13 protein-coding genes and 2 tRNA genes are annotated in these 15,905 nt (G+C 68.5%); 3 read left to right on the top strand and 12 right to left on the bottom strand.

The window, feature by feature from the left end; genetic code table 11:
• Positions 1 to 137: 137 nt before the first annotated feature.
• The 5 genes from N7925_RS24785 to N7925_RS24765 all read right to left on the bottom strand — a co-directional run bounded on the left by N7925_RS24785 (position 138) and on the right by N7925_RS24765 (position 6,794).
• Entirely contained in the window at positions 138 to 1,157 is a 1,020-nt protein-coding gene (locus N7925_RS24785) for a rod shape-determining protein (protein ID WP_018959187.1), read from the bottom strand.
• Positions 1,158 to 1,445: 288 nt separating this feature from the next.
• Positions 1,446 to 1,859, bottom strand: a complete 414-nt coding sequence (gene ndk, locus N7925_RS24780) for a nucleoside-diphosphate kinase (protein ID WP_018959188.1) — start codon at positions 1,857 to 1,859, stop codon at positions 1,446 to 1,448.
• Between the two features lie 282 nt (positions 1,860 to 2,141).
• Positions 2,142 to 2,495: a DUF4233 domain-containing protein gene (locus N7925_RS24775; RefSeq protein WP_265601648.1), complete on the bottom strand. Its 354-nt coding sequence runs from the start codon at positions 2,493 to 2,495 to the stop codon at positions 2,142 to 2,144.
• An 8-nt stretch (positions 2,496 to 2,503) separates the two neighbouring features.
• Positions 2,504 to 4,036, bottom strand: coding sequence for a bifunctional tetrahydrofolate synthase/dihydrofolate synthase (folC, locus tag N7925_RS24770; protein WP_265601647.1), 1,533 nt, complete (start codon positions 4,034 to 4,036; stop codon positions 2,504 to 2,506).
• Between the two features lie 136 nt (positions 4,037 to 4,172).
• Complete coding sequence (locus N7925_RS24765) at positions 4,173 to 6,794, bottom strand: valine--tRNA ligase (protein WP_274345205.1); 2,622 nt, start codon at positions 6,792 to 6,794, stop codon at positions 4,173 to 4,175.
• 138 nt (positions 6,795 to 6,932) lie between these two features.
• Here N7925_RS24765 and N7925_RS24760 point away from each other — a divergent pair, with 138 nt between their 5' ends.
• Positions 6,933 to 7,961 (top strand): hypothetical protein, encoded by a 1,029-nt coding sequence (locus N7925_RS24760; RefSeq protein WP_265601645.1) that lies wholly within the window; start codon positions 6,933 to 6,935, stop codon positions 7,959 to 7,961.
• A gap of 84 nt (positions 7,962 to 8,045) precedes the next feature.
• Here the strand turns inward: N7925_RS24760 and clpX are convergent, their stop codons facing one another.
• The 5 genes from clpX to N7925_RS24735 all read right to left on the bottom strand — a co-directional run bounded on the left by clpX (position 8,046) and on the right by N7925_RS24735 (position 12,820).
• A complete protein-coding gene (gene clpX, locus N7925_RS24755) occupies positions 8,046 to 9,341 on the bottom strand; it encodes an ATP-dependent Clp protease ATP-binding subunit ClpX (RefSeq protein ID WP_018959193.1) in 1,296 nt (431 codons plus the stop codon).
• A 156-nt stretch (positions 9,342 to 9,497) separates the two neighbouring features.
• Positions 9,498 to 10,181, bottom strand: a complete 684-nt coding sequence (locus N7925_RS24750; RefSeq protein WP_274345204.1) for an ATP-dependent Clp protease proteolytic subunit — start codon at positions 10,179 to 10,181, stop codon at positions 9,498 to 9,500.
• Positions 10,182 to 10,263: 82 nt separating this feature from the next.
• The gene (locus N7925_RS24745; RefSeq protein WP_169808568.1) at positions 10,264 to 10,869 is read right to left on the bottom strand and encodes an ATP-dependent Clp protease proteolytic subunit; all 606 of its coding nucleotides are present in this window, start codon (positions 10,867 to 10,869) and stop codon (positions 10,264 to 10,266) included.
• A gap of 311 nt (positions 10,870 to 11,180) precedes the next feature.
• The gene (tig, locus tag N7925_RS24740) at positions 11,181 to 12,593 is read right to left on the bottom strand and encodes a trigger factor (RefSeq protein ID WP_274345203.1); all 1,413 of its coding nucleotides are present in this window, start codon (positions 12,591 to 12,593) and stop codon (positions 11,181 to 11,183) included.
• A 150-nt stretch (positions 12,594 to 12,743) separates the two neighbouring features.
• Positions 12,744 to 12,820: transfer RNA gene (locus tag N7925_RS24735), tRNA-Pro, on the bottom strand.
• Positions 12,821 to 12,997: 177 nt separating this feature from the next.
• On the opposite strand from N7925_RS24735, the gene N7925_RS24730 reads away from it, so the two are divergent.
• Positions 12,998 to 13,071, top strand: a tRNA-Gly gene (locus N7925_RS24730).
• A 100-nt stretch (positions 13,072 to 13,171) separates the two neighbouring features.
• On the opposite strand, the gene N7925_RS24725 is transcribed toward N7925_RS24730, so the two are convergent.
• Positions 13,172 to 13,366, bottom strand: a complete 195-nt coding sequence (locus N7925_RS24725; RefSeq protein WP_265601643.1) for a hypothetical protein — start codon at positions 13,364 to 13,366, stop codon at positions 13,172 to 13,174.
• Positions 13,367 to 13,866: 500 nt separating this feature from the next.
• On the opposite strand from N7925_RS24725, the gene N7925_RS24720 reads away from it, so the two are divergent.
• Positions 13,867 to 15,042, top strand: a complete 1,176-nt coding sequence (locus N7925_RS24720; RefSeq protein ID WP_274345202.1) for an acyltransferase family protein — start codon at positions 13,867 to 13,869, stop codon at positions 15,040 to 15,042.
• Positions 15,043 to 15,132: 90 nt separating this feature from the next.
• Here the strand turns inward: N7925_RS24720 and N7925_RS24715 are convergent, their stop codons facing one another.
• Positions 15,133 to 15,633 carry an HD domain-containing protein gene (locus N7925_RS24715; protein ID WP_265601641.1) on the bottom strand — a complete coding sequence of 167 codons (501 nt, stop codon included), beginning with the start codon at positions 15,631 to 15,633 and terminating at the stop codon, positions 15,133 to 15,135.
• Positions 15,634 to 15,905 lie beyond the last annotated feature (272 nt).

Raw genomic sequence — 15,905 nt, 5'->3', positions numbered from 1 at the left:
CGTCCGCCGCGTCGATGTGTCTCCGCGTCGGAACAGGTACAGCAACGATTCATATCAACGATCCGGCGGGCGGAGCGTCAGCGTCCGCTCGCCGGATCGGGTGGTGTCCCCGCGGGGACACCACCCGAAGTGGGGCGCTAGCGGCGGGGCTGGGCGTCCAGCACCTGCTGGAGCGCCTCGAACTCCTCGACGCACTTGCCGGAGCCGAGCGCCACCGAGTCCAGCGGGTCCTCGGCGATGTGGATCGGCATGCCCGTCTCGTGGCGCAGCCGCTCGTCCAGTCCGCGCAGCAGCGCGCCGCCGCCGGTGAGGACGATGCCGCGGTCCATGATGTCGCCGGACAGCTCGGGCGGGCACTTGTCGAGCGTCGTCTTCACGGCGTCGACGATCGCGTTGACCGGTTCCTCGATGGCCTTGCGGACCTCGGCGGCCGAGATGACGACCGTCTTGGGCAGCCCGGACACCAGGTCGCGGCCGCGGATCTCGGTGTGCTCGTCCTTCTCCAGGTCGAACGCCGAACCGATGGTGATCTTGATCTGTTCCGCGGACCTCTCACCGAGGAGGAGCGAGTACTCCTTCTTGATGTGCTGGATGATCGCGTTGTCCAGCTCGTCACCGGCGGTCCGGATCGACTGCGCGGTGACGATGCCGCCGAGCGAGATCACGGCGACCTCGGTGGTGCCGCCGCCGATGTCGACGACCATGTTCCCGGTGGCCTCGTGGACCGGCAGGCCGGAGCCGATGGCGGCGGCCATGGGCTCCTCGATGATGTGCACCTGGCGCGCGCCGGCCTGCGTGGACGCCTCGATGACGGCGCGGCGCTCGACCCCGGTGATACCGGAGGGCACACAGACGACGACACGGGGGCGGGCCAGGTAGCGACGCTTGTGGATCTTGAGGATGAAGTAGCGGAGCATCCGCTCGGTGATCTCGAAGTCGGCGATCACGCCGTCCTTCAGAGGCCGCACGGCAACGATGTTGCCCGGTGTGCGCCCGATCATCTTCTTGGCCTCGGAGCCGACCGCCAGAATTCCGCCGGTGTTGGTGTTGATGGCCACGACGGACGGCTCGTTCAGAACGATGCCGCGCCCCCTGACGTACACCAGCGTGTTGGCAGTCCCGAGGTCGATAGCCATGTCACGGCCGATGAACGACATTGAGTTCCCCTTGTTCCCCATGAGGATGCGTCGGGCCTTCCCAGGTAGCGAAGATGGCTGGTTCTGGTAGGCGAGGTTGGCGCTGCGGGCGTGGAAGCTTCCATCGTAGTGCCGTATGCACGGACACAGCGCGAGGGTCCTTCGCCATCGTGAGCGGAACGGGTGCCCGTTCTACCCATGGTGACGTTACGTCGGAGGGATGCGTTCCCGCGATCCCAAACCCTATGCCGAGGGGCGACCGAATTACTTCGGTCGCCCCAGGCATACAGCGCTGTTTGGCCGATCGGGTCAGGAAAGTCCCGGAAAGAAAAGCTTCAGTTCTCGCTCCGCGGACTCCTCGGAGTCCGAGGCGTGGATGAGGTTCTCGCGGGTGATCGTGCCGAAGTCACCACGGATGGACCCGGGCGCGGCGGCGATCGGGTCGGTGGGGCCGGCCAGGGTGCGGACACCCTCGATGACCCGCTCACCTTCGGCCACCAGGGCGACGACGGGGCCGGACCGCATGAACTCCATGAGCGGCTCGTAGAACGGGCGGCCCTTGTGCTCGCCGTAGTGCTGCTCCAGCGTCTCGTGGTCCAGGGTGCGCAGCTCCAGCGCGGTGATCCGCCAGTCCGCCTTGCGCTCGATGCGGCCGACGATCTCGCCGATCAGGCCACGGCGGACCGCGTCGGGCTTGAGCAGGACGAGAGTGCGCTGAGTCATGTACGGCTCCTTGCAAGGCCAGGCATACGGGTGCGGTGAGGGCGAGATTACAGGGGTTCGGGGGCGGGTCTGCGCCCGGGTTCACCCAGGGTCACCTTCGGGCCCCGGATTCTCGGGGCCCGAAGGGGCCGGCCGCGCGTGTCGGTGGGCCCGGCACGATCCGGAGATCCGGAGATCCGGAGATCCGGAGATCCGGAGATCCGGAGATCCGGAGATCCGGAGATCCGGAGATCCGGAGATCCGGATGAGGAGGCCCGGCCTGGGGCCTCGCGCCTCAAGGCCTCAGGCCGTGGCCTCTTCGGCTTCCTGCCGGGCGGCCCAGTCGGCCTTGGCCTCGTCGATCTTGCGCCCGTAGTGGATCGAGGCCCACCACAGACCGCCGAAGGCCAGGCCCAGGATGAACATCGTCGGGACCACGAACCCGCTCAGGACCAGGGCGACCTGGAGCGCCCAGCCCAGCTGGACACCGCCGGGCCGGGTGATCATCCCGCACAGCAGCACGGAGAGGACCATGCCGATGCCGCACACCGTCCAGACCACGGCCATGGAGGTGTCGTCCAGCTTCATCGCGACGAGACCGGCGAAGCCGATCACGAAGAACTCACCGATCAGCGTCGAGGCGCAGAGCGTCCGCATCCTTCTTCTCAGCCCCTTCCCAGCAGCAGCCGGGCTTCGCCGACCGTGATCACGGATCCGGTCACCAGCACCCCGGCGCCCGCGTACTCGTCCTCTTCCTCGGCCAGCGTGATCGCCGCCTCCAGCGCGTCGTCGAGCCGCGGCTCGACCTGGACCCGGTCGTCGCCGAAGACCTCGACGGCGATCGCGGCCAGTTCGTCCGCGTCCATCGCGCGGGCGGTGGAGTTCTGCGTGACGACGATCTCGGCGAAGATCGGCTCGAAGGCCTCCAGGAGCCCGCGGGCGTCCTTGTCACCGCTCGTGCCGACCACGCCGATCAGCCGGGAGAAGCTGAACGCCTCGGAGACGCCGTCCGCCGCCGCCTTGGCCCCCGCCGGGTTGTGCGCGGCGTCCAGCACGACGGTCGGGCTGGAGCGCACGACCTCCAGGCGGCCGGGCGAGAGCACCGAGGCGAACGCCTTGCGGATCGCGTCGATGTCGAGGGAGCGGGCCTGCTCGGCGCCGATACCGAAGAACGCCTCGACGGCGGCGAGCGCGACCGCCGCGTTGTGCGCCTGGTGGGCCCCGTACAGCGGAAGGAAGATGTCCGTGTACTCGGTGGCCGCACCGCCCAGCCCGCGCAGCGTCAGCAGCTGCCCGCCGACCGCGATCTCGCGGGAGACGACGCCGAACTCCATGCCCTCGCGGGCCACGGTGGCGTCGACCTCGACGGCCTTCTTGAGCATCACCTGCGCGGCGTCCACCGGCTGCTGCGCCAGGATGACCGTGGCGCCCTGCTTGATGACCCCGGACTTCTCGCCGGCGATCTCGGCCGGCGTGGTGCCGAGCCGGTCGGTGTGGTCCAGCGAGATGGGGGTGACAACGGCGACCGTGGAGTCGATGACGTTCGTCGCGTCCCAGGTGCCGCCCATGCCGACCTCGACGACCGCCACGTCGACGGGCGCGTCGGCGAAGGCCGCGTACGCCATGCCGGTGAGGACCTCGAAGAAGGAGAGCCGGTAGGGCTGCTGGGCGTCGACCATCTCGACGTACGGCTTGACGTCCTCGTACGTCTCGATGAAGCGCTCGGGTGTGATCGGGGACCCGTCGAGGCTGATCCGCTCGGTGATCGACTGGACGTGCGGGGAGGTGTAGCGGCCGGTGCGCAGCTCGAAGGCGTTGAGCAGGGCCTCGATCATGCGGGCCGTGCTGGTCTTGCCGTTGGTGCCGGTGATGTGGATGGAGGGATAGGCGCGCTGCGGCTCGCCGAGGACGTCCATCAGCGCGGCGATGCGCGTGACGGACGGCTCCAGCTTGGTCTCGCCCCAGCGTCCGGCGAGCTCCTGCTCCACCGCGCGCAGCGCCTTGTCGGTCTCGGGGTCGACCGGGCGGGCCGGGACCGCTTCGCCCTGGGGCTGGCCCGAGTGGGCGCGCAGGGTGCGGCTCCCGGCCTCGATCACCGCCAGGTCGGGGTCGCGCTGGGTCGCCTCGTCGACGATCTCCTCGAAGGTGTCGTCGGGATCGGGCGCGTCGTGCCGGTCTGAAGGGCGGGGCTTACTCACGCGCCCAGTCTACGGATGGGCGCCGACATCGCGCGCAGCGCCCGGCGGAGCGGGGACGGGCGGGGCCCGGAGGGCGTACGGCGAAGCCCCCGCGCCCCGGTCGGTCGGGGTGGGCGGGGGCTTCGGCTTCAGGACATCAGCTCTGCGGGAGGGCCGCCAGCTGGGCGCCGATCCGCTCGATGTCGGTCTCGGCCTTGGAGAGCCGGCCGCGGATCTTGTCGACCACGTTGTCCGGGGCCTTGGCCAGGAAGGCCTCGTTGCCGAGCTTGCCCTCCGCCTGCGCCTTCTCCTTGCGCGCGGCCTCCAGGTCCTTCGTGAGGCGCTTGCGCTCGGCCGGCACGTCGATGGTCCCGGACAGGTCCAGGGCGACGGTGGCCCCGGCGACCGGGAGCGACGCGGTGGCCTGGAAGCCGTCCCCGGCGGGCTGGAGCCGCAGGAGCTGGCGGATGGCCGCCTCGTGCGGGGCGAGCTCCGTGCCGGTCAGGGTCAGCTCGGCCGGGACCTTCTGGCCCGGCTGGAGGCCCTGGTCGTTGCGGAAGCGGCGGACCTCGGTGACGACCTGCTGGACCAGCTCGATCTCCTTCTCGGCCGCGTCGTCGCGGAAGCCGGAGTCACCCGGCCACTCGGCGATGACGATCGACTCGCGCCCGGTGAGCGCGGTCCACAGCGCCTCCGTGACGAACGGGACGATCGGGTGCAGCAGCCGCAGCATCACGTCCAGGACCTCGCCGAGGACCCGGCCCGAGACCTCGGCCGGGCGGCCGCCCGCGAAGAACGTGGTCTTGGACAGCTCGACGTACCAGTCGAAGACCTCGTCCCACGCGAAGTGGCGCAGCGACTCGCTGATCTTGGCGAACTGGAAGTCGTCGTAGAACGCGTCGACGTCGGCGACCGTCTTGTTCAGACGGGACAGGATCCAGCGGTCGGTGACGGACATCTCCTCGACCGGGGGCAGGTCGCCCTCGATCGTGGCGCCGTTCATCAGGGCGAAGCGGGTGGCGTTCCAGATCTTGTTGGAGAACTTCGCCGAGCCCTGGACCCACTCCTCGCCGATGGGCACGTCGGTGCCGGGGTTGGCGCCGCGCGCGAGGGTGAAGCGCAGGGCGTCGGAGCCGTACTTGTCCATCCAGTCCAGCGGGTTGACCACGTTGCCGAAGGACTTCGACATCTTCTTGCCGTGCTCGTCGCGGACCATGCCGTGCAGGACGATGGTGGAGAACGGCGGGACGCCGTCGTTGACGTACAGGCCGAACATCATCATCCGGGCGACCCAGAAGAAGAGGATGTCGTAGCCGGTGACCAGGACGGAGTTCGGATAGAACTTCGCGAGGCTGTCGGTCCGTTCGGGCCAGCCGAGGGTGGAGAACGGCCACAGGCCGGAGGAGAACCAGGTGTCCAGGACATCGCTGTCCTGGGTCCAGCCCTCGCCGGTGGGCGCCGCCTCGTCGGGTCCGACGCAGACGACCTCGCCGTTCGGGCCGTACCAGACGGGGATGCGGTGGCCCCACCAGAGCTGGCGCGAGATCGTCCAGTCGTGGAGGTTGTCGACCCAGTCGAAGTAGCGCTTCTCCATCTCCTGCGGGTGGATCTTGACGCTGCCGTCGCGGACCGCGTCGCCCGCGGCCTTGGCGAGCGGGGCGACCTTGACCCACCACTGGAGGGAGAGGCGCGGCTCGATGGTGGTCTTGCAGCGCGAGCAGTGCCCGACGGAGTGGACGTAGGGCCGCTTCTCGGCGACGATCCGGCCCTCGGCGCGCAGGGCGGCAACGATGGCGGAGCGGGCCTCCAGCCGGTCCAGGCCCTGGAAGGGGCCGGGGACCGTGATGACGGCGCGCTCGTCCAGGACCGTGAGGAACGGCAGGTCGTGGCGCTTGCCGATCTCGAAGTCGTTCGGGTCGTGGGCGGGCGTCACCTTGACCGCGCCGGTGCCGAACTCCGGGTCGACGTGGTGGTCGGCGACGACGGGGATGGTCCGGTCGGTCAGCGGCAGGCTGATCTGCTTGCCGACCAGGTGCTGGTAGCGCTCGTCGTCGGGGTGGACGGCGACGGCGGTGTCACCGAGCATCGTCTCGGCGCGGGTGGTGGCGACGACGATGGTCTCGTCCCCGTCCCCGTACGTCATGGAGACGAGCTCGCCGTCGTCCTCCTGGTACTCGACCTCGATGTCGGAGATCGCGGTGAGACAGCGGGGGCACCAGTTGATGATGCGCTCGGCGCGGTAGATGAGCCCGTCGTCGTACATCTGCTTGAAGACGGTCTGGACGGCCTTGGACAGGCCCTCGTCCATGGTGAAGCGCTCACGGGACCAGGCGACGCCCTCGCCGAGACGGCGCATCTGGCCGGAGATCTGGCCGCCGGACTCGTTCTTCCACTGCCAGACGCGCTCGACGAAGGCCTCACGGCCCAGGTCGTGACGGGACTTGCCCTCCTTGCCGAGCTCGCGCTCGACGACGTTCTGGGTGGCGATGCCGGCGTGGTCCATGCCCGGCTGGTACAGCGCCTCGTAGCCCTGCATCCGCTTCCGGCGGACGAGGGCGTCGATCAGGGTGTGCTCGAAGGCGTGGCCCAGGTGGAGGGATCCGGTGACGTTCGGCGGCGGGATGACGATGCTGTACGGCGGCTTGTCGCTGTGCTCGTCGGCTTCGAAGTACCCGCGCTCCACCCAGCGCTCGTACAACTTCCCCTCTACATCGGCCGGCGCGTACTGGGTCGGCAGTTCGGGGTTGCTGGCGCTTGGCTGCTGAGTGTTCTCGGTCACGGGAGACAGTTTAGGGCCGTCACAGGTCTGCACTGAAACGGATTGGTTCAGTAACGGTGTCCGACCCGATCCCCCATGTCAGGACGGCTTCCGTCAGGATGTTCGCAACGCATAAGGAATTCACGAGGGGACACCGCAATGAGCTACAACCAGCCGGGCCCGTACGGTGGGCAGCCGCCGCAGGGCCAGCCCGGGCCGTACGGACAGCAGCCGGGCCCCTACGGGGCCCCGCCGCCCCAGGGCCCCCCGCAGGGCCAGCCCGGCTACGGCTACCCGCAGCAGGCCCCTCAGGGCGTCCCCCCGCAGCAGCCGAACCCGTACGGGCAGCCGCAGCAGCCGCAGCAGGGTTACGGCTACCCGCAGGCCCAGCAGCCGGGCCCTTACGGCCAGCAGCCGCCGGCGCCTCCGTACGGCGGGCAGCCGGGGTACGACGGGCAGCAGCCGCAGCAGCCGAAGAAGAAGACCGGCCTGATCGTGGGCGTGGCCGTGGTGGCCCTGGCGGTCATCGCGGGCGGGGTGTACTTCCTGACCTCGGGCGGCGGCAGCGGTGACGTGGCGGACTCCACGAAGGGGTACAAGTTGACGCCCCCGGCGTCCGTGGAGGATTACACGAAGAATCCCTCCAAGCCCGCGGCATCCGGCCCGGCCACCGGTCAGGACAAGGCCGAGGCCGAGGCCATGGGCGTCAAGGACGCCAATAAGGCGGGGGCCCAGTACCAGAGCGGCAACAAGGACAACCCGCTGGCGCAGAAGGTGCTCATCTTCGAGGGCGTCTGGGGCGAGATCTCGGACCCGGCGAAGACGCTCGACGGCGCGTTCGCCAAGGCCGAGAAGAACATGACGAAGGACGCCGGCGCCGGCGGCACTACCAGCGGCGGCAACAAGGCCTCCTGGGTGGGCAGCCCCAAGGAGTTCAAGCCGGACGGCTTCGACGGTGCGCTGATGAAGTGCCAGGAACTCAAGGTGGACACCAGCCAGGGCAGCTCCGCCGCCACGAAGGGGCCGAAGGAGTTCGCCATGCCGGTCTGCATCTGGGCCGACTACAGCACGGTCGGCATCGTGGCCGGTGTCGATGTCGCCTCGGCGCTGACGGAGAAGTCCGTGCCGCTGGAGGACATGGCCGCGCTCGCCGCCAAGCTCTACGACACCTCCCGCACCAAGGTCTGAATCTGATCCGACCACTCAACACCGAAGGGGCGCCCGCCGGTTCATCCGGTGGGCGCCCCTTCGACGTGGCCAGGTCTTCTGCGGCTAGGCGGACTTCTCGTGCCGCCCGCCGTCGTTCTTGCCGATCGTGCGCGGCTCGCGCGGGACCAGCGTCGGGTTGACGTTGTTGCGGACGACGTCGGGGGTGATGACGACGCGGGCGACGTCCTTGCGGGACGGGACCTCGTACATCACGGACTGGAGGACTTCCTCCATGATCGCGCGCAGACCGCGTGCGCCGGTCTGGCGCAGGATCGCCTGGTCGGCGATGGCCTCCAGCGCCTCGCGCTCGAACTCCAGCTCCACACCGTCGAGTTCGAAGAGGCGCTCGTACTGCTTGACCAGGGCGTTGCGCGGCTCGATGAGAATCTGGAGCAGGGCCTCGCGGTCCAGGTTGTGGACCGAGGTCAGCACGGGGAGACGGCCGATGAACTCGGGGATCATCCCGAACTTCACCAGGTCCTCCGGCATGACCTCCTGGAACTGGTCGCTCGCCTGGATCTCCAGCTTGGAGCGGATCGTGGCGCCGAAGCCGATGCCCTTGGCGCCGGCCCGGGACTCGATGATCTTCTCCAGACCGGAGAACGCGCCGCCCACGATGAACAGCACGTTCGTCGTGTCGATCTGGATGAACTCCTGGTGCGGGTGCTTCCGTCCGCCCTGCGGCGGTACGGAGGCGGTGGTGCCCTCCAGGATCTTCAGCAGCGCCTGCTGTACGCCTTCGCCGGAGACATCGCGGGTGATCGACGGGTTCTCGCTCTTGCGGGCGACCTTGTCGATCTCGTCGATGTAGATGATCCCGGTCTCGGCCTTCTTGACGTCGTAGTCGGCCGCCTGGATCAGCTTGAGCAGGATGTTCTCGACGTCCTCGCCGACATAGCCGGCCTCCGTCAGCGCCGTCGCGTCCGCGATGGCGAACGGGACGTTGAGCATGCGGGCCAGCGTCTGCGCGAGCAGCGTCTTACCGGAACCCGTGGGGCCCAGCAGGAGGATGTTCGACTTGGCCAGCTCGATCGCGTCCTCGCGATTGCCGCCGCCGTTCTCCCCGGCCTGGACCCGCTTGTAGTGGTTGTACACCGCGACCGAGAGGGCCTTCTTCGCGGGCTCCTGCCCGACGACGTACCCCTCCAGGAACTCGTAGATCTCGCGAGGCTTGGGAAGCTCTTCCCAGCGCACCTCGCTCGTCTCCGCGAGCTCCTCCTCGATGATCTCGTTGCAGAGATCGATGCACTCGTCGCAGATGTACACACCGGGTCCCGCGATGAGCTTCTTCACCTGCTTCTGGCTCTTTCCGCAGAACGAGCACTTGAGCAGGTCGCCGCCATCACCGATGCGTGCCACGAGGTGCTTCCCCTTCGCCTGGGAGACGCCTGGTTCAGCGACTCCTGGTGCCTCTGTCCGACGGTACCTTGCCTGGGCCCCCGTTCGGGCCCCCCTTGGCACGGTTCACACGGCCGTGGCCGTGCAAACGGAATGCGCCAAGGGGAAAGACCGACGTCAGAGCGATGCGCCCGCGGTGGTCTTGCGGGTGCTAACGATCTGGTCGACCAGACCGTACGCCAGGGCGTCCTCGGCCGTGAGGATCTTGTCGCGCTCGATGTCCTCGCTGATCTTCTCCAGCGGGGTCGTCGAGTGCCGGGCCAGCATCTGCTCCAGCTGCGTGCGCATGCGAAGGATCTCGTTGGCCGCGATCTCCAGGTCGGAGAGCTGCTCGCGGCCGGTCTGCGAGGACGGCTGGTGGATGAGCACCCGGGCGTGCGGGAGCGCCATGCGCTTGCCCGGGGTGCCCGCGGCGAGCAGGACGGCGGCGGCGGAGGCCGCCTGGCCCATGCAGACCGTCTGGATGTCCGGCTTCACGAACTGCATCGTGTCGTAGATCGCGGTGAGCGCGGTGAACGAGCCGCCGGGGCTGTTGATGTAGATCGAGATGTCGCGGTCGGGGTCCATCGACTCCAGGCACAGCAGCTGCGCCATGACGTCGTTGGCCGAGGCGTCGTCGATCTGGACGCCCAGGAAGATCACGCGCTCCTCGAAGAGCTTCGCGTACGGGTCGTACTCGCGCACGCCCTGCGAGGTGCGCTCCACGAAGCGCGGGACGACGTAGCGGTTGTCCACCTGCGGGCCGGTGTAGAGGCCGTTCGCGGATGCGCCGGTGTAGTTGTTCATGTGGGTCTTCACCATCCTGGTGGCGTTCTGTGGGCTGGAGGTCTCGGCGTGCGAGAGGCGTGCGGGAGGTGGTGCGGCCGGTCCGGTGGGAACCGGATCAGGCACCGGTGCCGCCGCCGCCCGGGATGCCCGACGCGACCGTGATGATCTCGTCGATGAGGCCGTAGTCCTTGGCCTCCTCCGCCGTGTACCAGCGGTCGCGGTCGCCGTCGCGGATGATCGTCTCGACGGTCTGGCCGGAGTGACGGGCGGTGATCTCCGCCATGCGCGTCTTGGTGCGGAGCAGGTACTGGGCCTGGATCTTGATGTCCGAGGCCGTTCCGCCGATACCGGCCGAACCCTGGTGCATGAGGATGTCGGTGTTCGGGAGCGCGAAGCGCTTGCCCGCGGCGCCGCCGGTGAGCAGGAACTGGCCCATGGAGGCGGCCATGCCCATGCCGATGGTGACGACGTCGTTCGGGATGTACTGCATGGTGTCGTAGACCGCCATGCCGGCCGTCACCGAGCCACCGGGGCTGTTGATGTAGAGGTAGATGTCCTTGTCGGGCTCTGCGGCAAGGAGGAGGAGCTGTGCGGTGATCTTGTTGGCGATGTCATCGTCGACCTGCTGACCGAGGAAGATGATGCGCTCGCCGAGCAGTCGGCTGTAGACCTGGTCACCGAGGCCTCCACCGAGGGACGGCTCTCCGGCGGCGTAGGGCATCAGATTCGTCACGTATCCACCTGCTCGTCTCTGACGGCTCCGGCCGTCTCAGCGTCTTCGTACCGGGCGGGTGAAGTCACTGCCCCACCCTTCCTCTTCATGGACCCTAACGCGCAGGTGGGACAACGCCATCCCGCTTCCGCAACTGTTCGCTGGGAGCGCAAGGTCCGCAGTGGGCACAAGGGTTCCGGGGCTCGCACAGCGATACGACGCTCCACACGGCGATACGGCGACGGGCCCCGGACGCGTGGAGCGTCCGGGGCCCGTCGTGCCGGTCGGCGCGAAGGCCGCCCTGGGGATCGGGACGAGGCTCAGGCCTCGTTCTTCTCCTCGGCCTTGTCCTCCGCCTTCTCCTCGGTGGCGGCCTCGGCGGGCGCCTCCGTGGTCTCGGCGGTGGCCTCGGCGGCCTCTTCCTCGTCCTCCAGGTCGACGACCTCACCGTTGGTGTCGACGACCTTGGCGGCCTCGACGACGACGGCGAGCGCCTTGCCGCGGGCGACCTCGCCGACGAGCATCGGCACCTGGCCGCCCTCGACGACGGCCTGGGCGAACTGGTCGGGGCTCATGCCGGAGGAGGCAGCGCGCCGCATGAGGTGCTCGGTGAGCTCCTCCTGGTTGACGTTCAGCTTCTCCTTGTTGACGAGCTCGTCAAGGATGAACTGGGTCTTGATGCCCTTGATGGCCTGCTCGGAGGTCTCGTTCTCGAACTCCTCCAGCGTCTTGCCCTGGATCTCGAGGTACTTCTCGAGGTCGAGACCCATCTGGCCGAGCTGGTGGTGCTCCAGGTTGTGCTTGCGGGTCTGGACCTCGTCCGCGAGCAGCTTCTCCGGGATCGGGACCTCGGCGAGCTTCAGCAGCTCCTCCAGGACGCGCTCCTGGGCCTGGGTGGCCTGGTCGTACTGCTTGGTGGTCTCCAGGCGCTTGCGGCTGTCGGCCTTCAGCTCCTCCAGCGTGTCGAACTCGCTGGCCATCTGGGCGAAGTCGTCGTCGAGCTCGGGGAGCTCACGGGCGGCGACGGCGGTGACCTTGACGGTGACCTCCGCGGCCTTGCCCTCGGCGGAGCCGCCCTTCAGCTCGGAGGTGAAGGTGGCCTCGCCACCGGCCTCCAGGCCGGTCACGGCCTCGTCGATGCCTTCGAGGAGCTCGCCGGAACCGATGGTGTACGAGACACCGTCGGCCACGCCGTCCTCCAGGACCTCGCCGTCGACCTTGGCCTCCAGGTCGATCGTGACGACGTCGCCGTCGGCCGCGGCCCGCTCGACCGGGTTGGTGGCGGCGAAGCGCTCGCGGAGCTGCTCCACGGCCTTCTCGACCTCTTCCTCGGTGACCTCGAGGGCGTCGACGGTGACCTCGATGCCGGAGTAGTCCGGGATCTCGATCTCGGGGCGTACGTCAACCTCGGCGGTGAAGGCCAGCAGTTCGCCGTCCTTCAGCTCGGTGATGTCGACCTCGGGCTGGCCGAGGACGTTCAGCTCACCCTCGTTGACCGCCTCGGTGTAGAACTTCGGGAGGGCGTCGTTGACGGCCTCCTCCAGCACCGCACCGCGGCCGAACCGCTGGTCGATGACCCGGGCGGGGATCTTGCCCTTGCGGAAGCCCTTCACCGTGACCTGCTGGTTGATCTTCTTGTACGCCGCGTCGAGGCTGTCCTTGAGCTCCTCGAAGGGCACCTCAATGCTGAGCCGAACCCGGGTCGGGTTCAGGGTCTCCACGGCGCTCTTCACGGTTCGGTCTCCTTGGTGGCTGACTTCTTGGGGTTCTGCTGGGCCGCCGATTGGCGGCTTCGCGGACCGAGCCCGGTACATCAGACACACGGGCACGCATTTTGCATAGTAACGGCAAGGGGGATGACTCCCACAATGCGATCTTGCTGGTGGTCGGGGTGGCCGGATTCGAACCGACGACCTTCCGCTCCCAAAGCGGACGCGCTACCAAGCTGCGCCACACCCCGTCGGTGCGACACGTAGGGTACATGCACCGGAGCCGTCGTTCCGCCGCTTTACGGAGCGGCGCCGGGTGGGCCGGTCCGGAACCGGACGGTGGCCGGCGCAACGGGTGTGCGGACACCGCCGCCGACCCGCTACGATGCTCTTCGTGCCGCGGTCCACGGACCTGCGGTGCGACGCTTGCGGGCGTAGCTCAATGGTAGAGCCCTAGTCTTCCAAACTAGCTACGCGGGTTCGATTCCCGTCGCCCGCTCCACGCAGTCGAGGGCCGGGCCGGAGGATCATCCTCCGGCCCGGCCCTCGTGCGTCGCGGTGCTTCAGCGGCCCGGTCCGGGGCCCAGCAGCCGCTCCCGGCCTCAGAAGCTGATCTGGTTGATGGTGTCGGCTATCGAGTTCATGAACCTGTTGATCGACGGCGCCATGCCGGTCGATGCCAGGAAGAAGCCGAAGAGCACGGCGACGATCCCGGGACCGGGCTTGATGGAGCCTCCACGGATCATTACCACCAGGATGACCGCGAACAACAGCACCATAGACAGTGAAATAGCCACGCCTGATCACACCCTCGGTCGGTCCGCCTTGCCGGCCCGGAAGCGTGCACCACCGCGCGCCCCGTCGCCCCCATCGTGCCACCAACTCCCCCGTGGTCGCTGCCGGGTGACGGAACGGACTGACGGGATCCCGCCATCCTTCACGGGTCGGGGTCACCCCTGCGGCAGACGCGGTACGGCGCCCGTCCCGCGCCGCGCCGGGGAAGCGCGCGGGAGCCGCGGGGTCCTCGCGCTGCCTGTGCGCGGGCTGTGAAATTCCCGCGGCCGAATATCCACCACGGCGATCGTTTCCACATCCCCACACTTCATTCACAGCCAATTGACCGCGTGGATGCGACGTAATCCACTCCCACCAACACCCGGCCGATATGCCCTGTTTAAGCGGGATCAATGATGTCATAGCGGGCAGTGTTCGACGGTTTCACATTCGAATAGAGGGGAACACGCGATATCTCCCCGCAGTTTTACGCGAGGCAATCGACCGGTCTAAGGTGCCTTAGATGTTCCAAGCTCCGAGCGTATTTCATAGGGCCCCGCTCCCCCCGGCGACCCCGGAGTCGGAGCCCAGACACGAGCAGACGCTCACTGCCACCGCACCCCGGCCCGCCCCCCGGCCCGCCCCCGGGTCCAGCGCTCAGGACGCCGCTCCGGCGCCCGCGGCGGCGAGGAAGCGCGATCCCTACTTCGACAATGTGAAGTATCTGGCCATCGTTCTCGTCGCTGTGGCGCACGCCTGGGAACCCGTGATGGACGGCAGCCGCGCCACCCGTGCGCTGTACATGATCGTGTACACGTTCCACATGCCGGCCTTCATCCTCATCTCCGGCTACTTCTCCCGCTCGTTCGACATGACGCCGTCCAGGGTGCGGCGGCTGATCACCTCGGTCGCGGTGCCGTACGTGCTGTTCGAGACGGCCTATTCGCTCTTCAAGCGGTACGCGGACGATTCGCCCGACATGGCGATCAGTCTGATCGACCCTTTCTTCCTGACCTGGTTTTTGATCGCCCTGTTCGTGTGGCGGGTGACCACGCCGATCTGGCGCACGGTGCGCCATCCGCTGCCGGTGGCGCTCGCCATCGCCGTGCTCGCCTCGGTCTCCCCCGAGATCGGCGACGACCTCGACCTCCAGCGGGTGCTGCAGTTCCTGCCGTTCTTCGTGCTCGGCCTGCTGATGAAGCCCGAGCACTTCCAGCTGGTCAGGCGGCGCGAGGTGCGGCTGCTCTCGCTGCCGCTGTTCGCCGGCGCGCTGCTCTTCGCGTACGGGATCGCCCCGCGCGTGGAGCTCGGCTGGTTCTACCGCGCCAACAGCGCGCAGGAGATGGACGCGCCGTGGTGGTCCGGCGCGGTGATGACGCTCGCGATGTTCGGCTGCGCCCTGGCGCTGACGGTCGGCTTCCTGGCCTGGGTGCCCGGCAGGGCCCGGTGGTTCACGGCGCTCGGCGCCGGAACGATCTGCGGCTACCTGCTGCACGGCTTCCTGATCAAGGGGGCCGAGTACGCGGGCCTGTTCGACCGCTACACCTGGCTCTCCGATCCGGTCGGGCTGGTCGTCGTCTCGCTCACCGCGGCGGCGGCCGTGACGCTCATGTGCACCCCATGGGTGGGACGCGCCCTGAAGTGGGCCACCGAGCCGGACCTGAAGTGGGCGTTCCGGAAGGACCCCGCGGGGCGCTGAGCCCCCTGGCGGACCGGCCGTCCACGGAGCGGCCGCCGCCGCCCCCTCGCCGTTTCCCCTGATCCACCCGCCGGCCCGGCCGCGGGTGGATCAGTGCGTCTCCGGGTTGGCCGGATTCTTTCGGTCGGGGGGTGATTCGTCGCCGGCCAGCCGCAACAGCTCGCGTACCTGCGCATACTTCGCCGTCAGCCGGGTACGCGTCGCCGCGTCCAGGACCGCGAGGCGCTCGGGATCCGCGTTGTGGGCGAGGTCCGCCTCCTTGACGAGCAGCGCGCCCGGAGTGGCCAGGATCCGCGCGGCGTACGAGGACAGCTCCTCGCCCGGCCGCTTGGTCACCGCCAGGACCATGTCCTTCACCTCCTGCGGCAGGGCGGCGGCGGCCAGCCACTGAGCCGACAGCGCGGCGTCCTCGATCGCGTCGTGCAGCCAGGCCGCGGCGATCTGCCCGTCGTCGCCGCCGCGCACCCGTACTCCTTCGGCCACCGCCGCCAGGTGTTCCACGTAGGGACGGCCCGCCTTGTCGGTCTGCCGCGCATGGGCCTCGCGGGCGATGGCCTCCACCTCGGCGACGCTCAGATCGTGTCCGGTCATGGGCCGACCCTACGGCCGCGTACGGCATGACGGGCCCGGCCGCATCCGGGCCGTATCCGGAGCCGAAGCCGAACGCGCTTGACCCGTCGGGTTGTTGAGGTCACCGGCCCGGCGCTCCCCATAGCGGAAGAGAAGCGACAGAAGCTGACAATCCCAAAGATCCATAGTTGCAGGGTCAATCGTTCGGTAAACTAATTACTGATGGATTCTTAATGCCCCCTTGACCAGCTCTTGACCCGACCCCGAAGGATCAGGCTCATCGGACACGCAGA

It is taken from the genome of Streptomyces sp. CA-278952 (assembly GCF_028747205.1).
GTDB lineage: Bacteria > Actinomycetota > Actinomycetes > Streptomycetales > Streptomycetaceae > Streptomyces.
The sequence above is the reverse complement of the archived record's forward strand: the minus strand, read 5'-3'. Positions and strand labels throughout refer to the sequence as shown.

Coding starts and splice junctions, on each gene's coding strand:
- N7925_RS24785 (WP_018959187.1), bottom strand. CDS start 1,157: ATGTCGTTCATCGGCCGTGACATGGCTATCGACCTCGGGACTGCCAAC.
- ndk (WP_018959188.1), bottom strand. CDS start 1,859: ATGACTCAGCGCACTCTCGTCCTGCTCAAGCCCGACGCGGTCCGCCGT.
- N7925_RS24775 (WP_265601648.1), bottom strand. CDS start 2,495: ATGCGGACGCTCTGCGCCTCGACGCTGATCGGTGAGTTCTTCGTGATC.
- N7925_RS24760 (WP_265601645.1), top strand. CDS start 6,933: ATGAGCTACAACCAGCCGGGCCCGTACGGTGGGCAGCCGCCGCAGGGC.
- N7925_RS24750 (WP_274345204.1), bottom strand. CDS start 10,181: ATGGTGAAGACCCACATGAACAACTACACCGGCGCATCCGCGAACGGC.
- N7925_RS24745 (WP_169808568.1), bottom strand. CDS start 10,869: ATGCCCTACGCCGCCGGAGAGCCGTCCCTCGGTGGAGGCCTCGGTGAC.
- N7925_RS24720 (WP_274345202.1), top strand. CDS start 13,867: ATGTTCCAAGCTCCGAGCGTATTTCATAGGGCCCCGCTCCCCCCGGCG.
- N7925_RS24715 (WP_265601641.1), bottom strand. CDS start 15,633: ATGACCGGACACGATCTGAGCGTCGCCGAGGTGGAGGCCATCGCCCGC.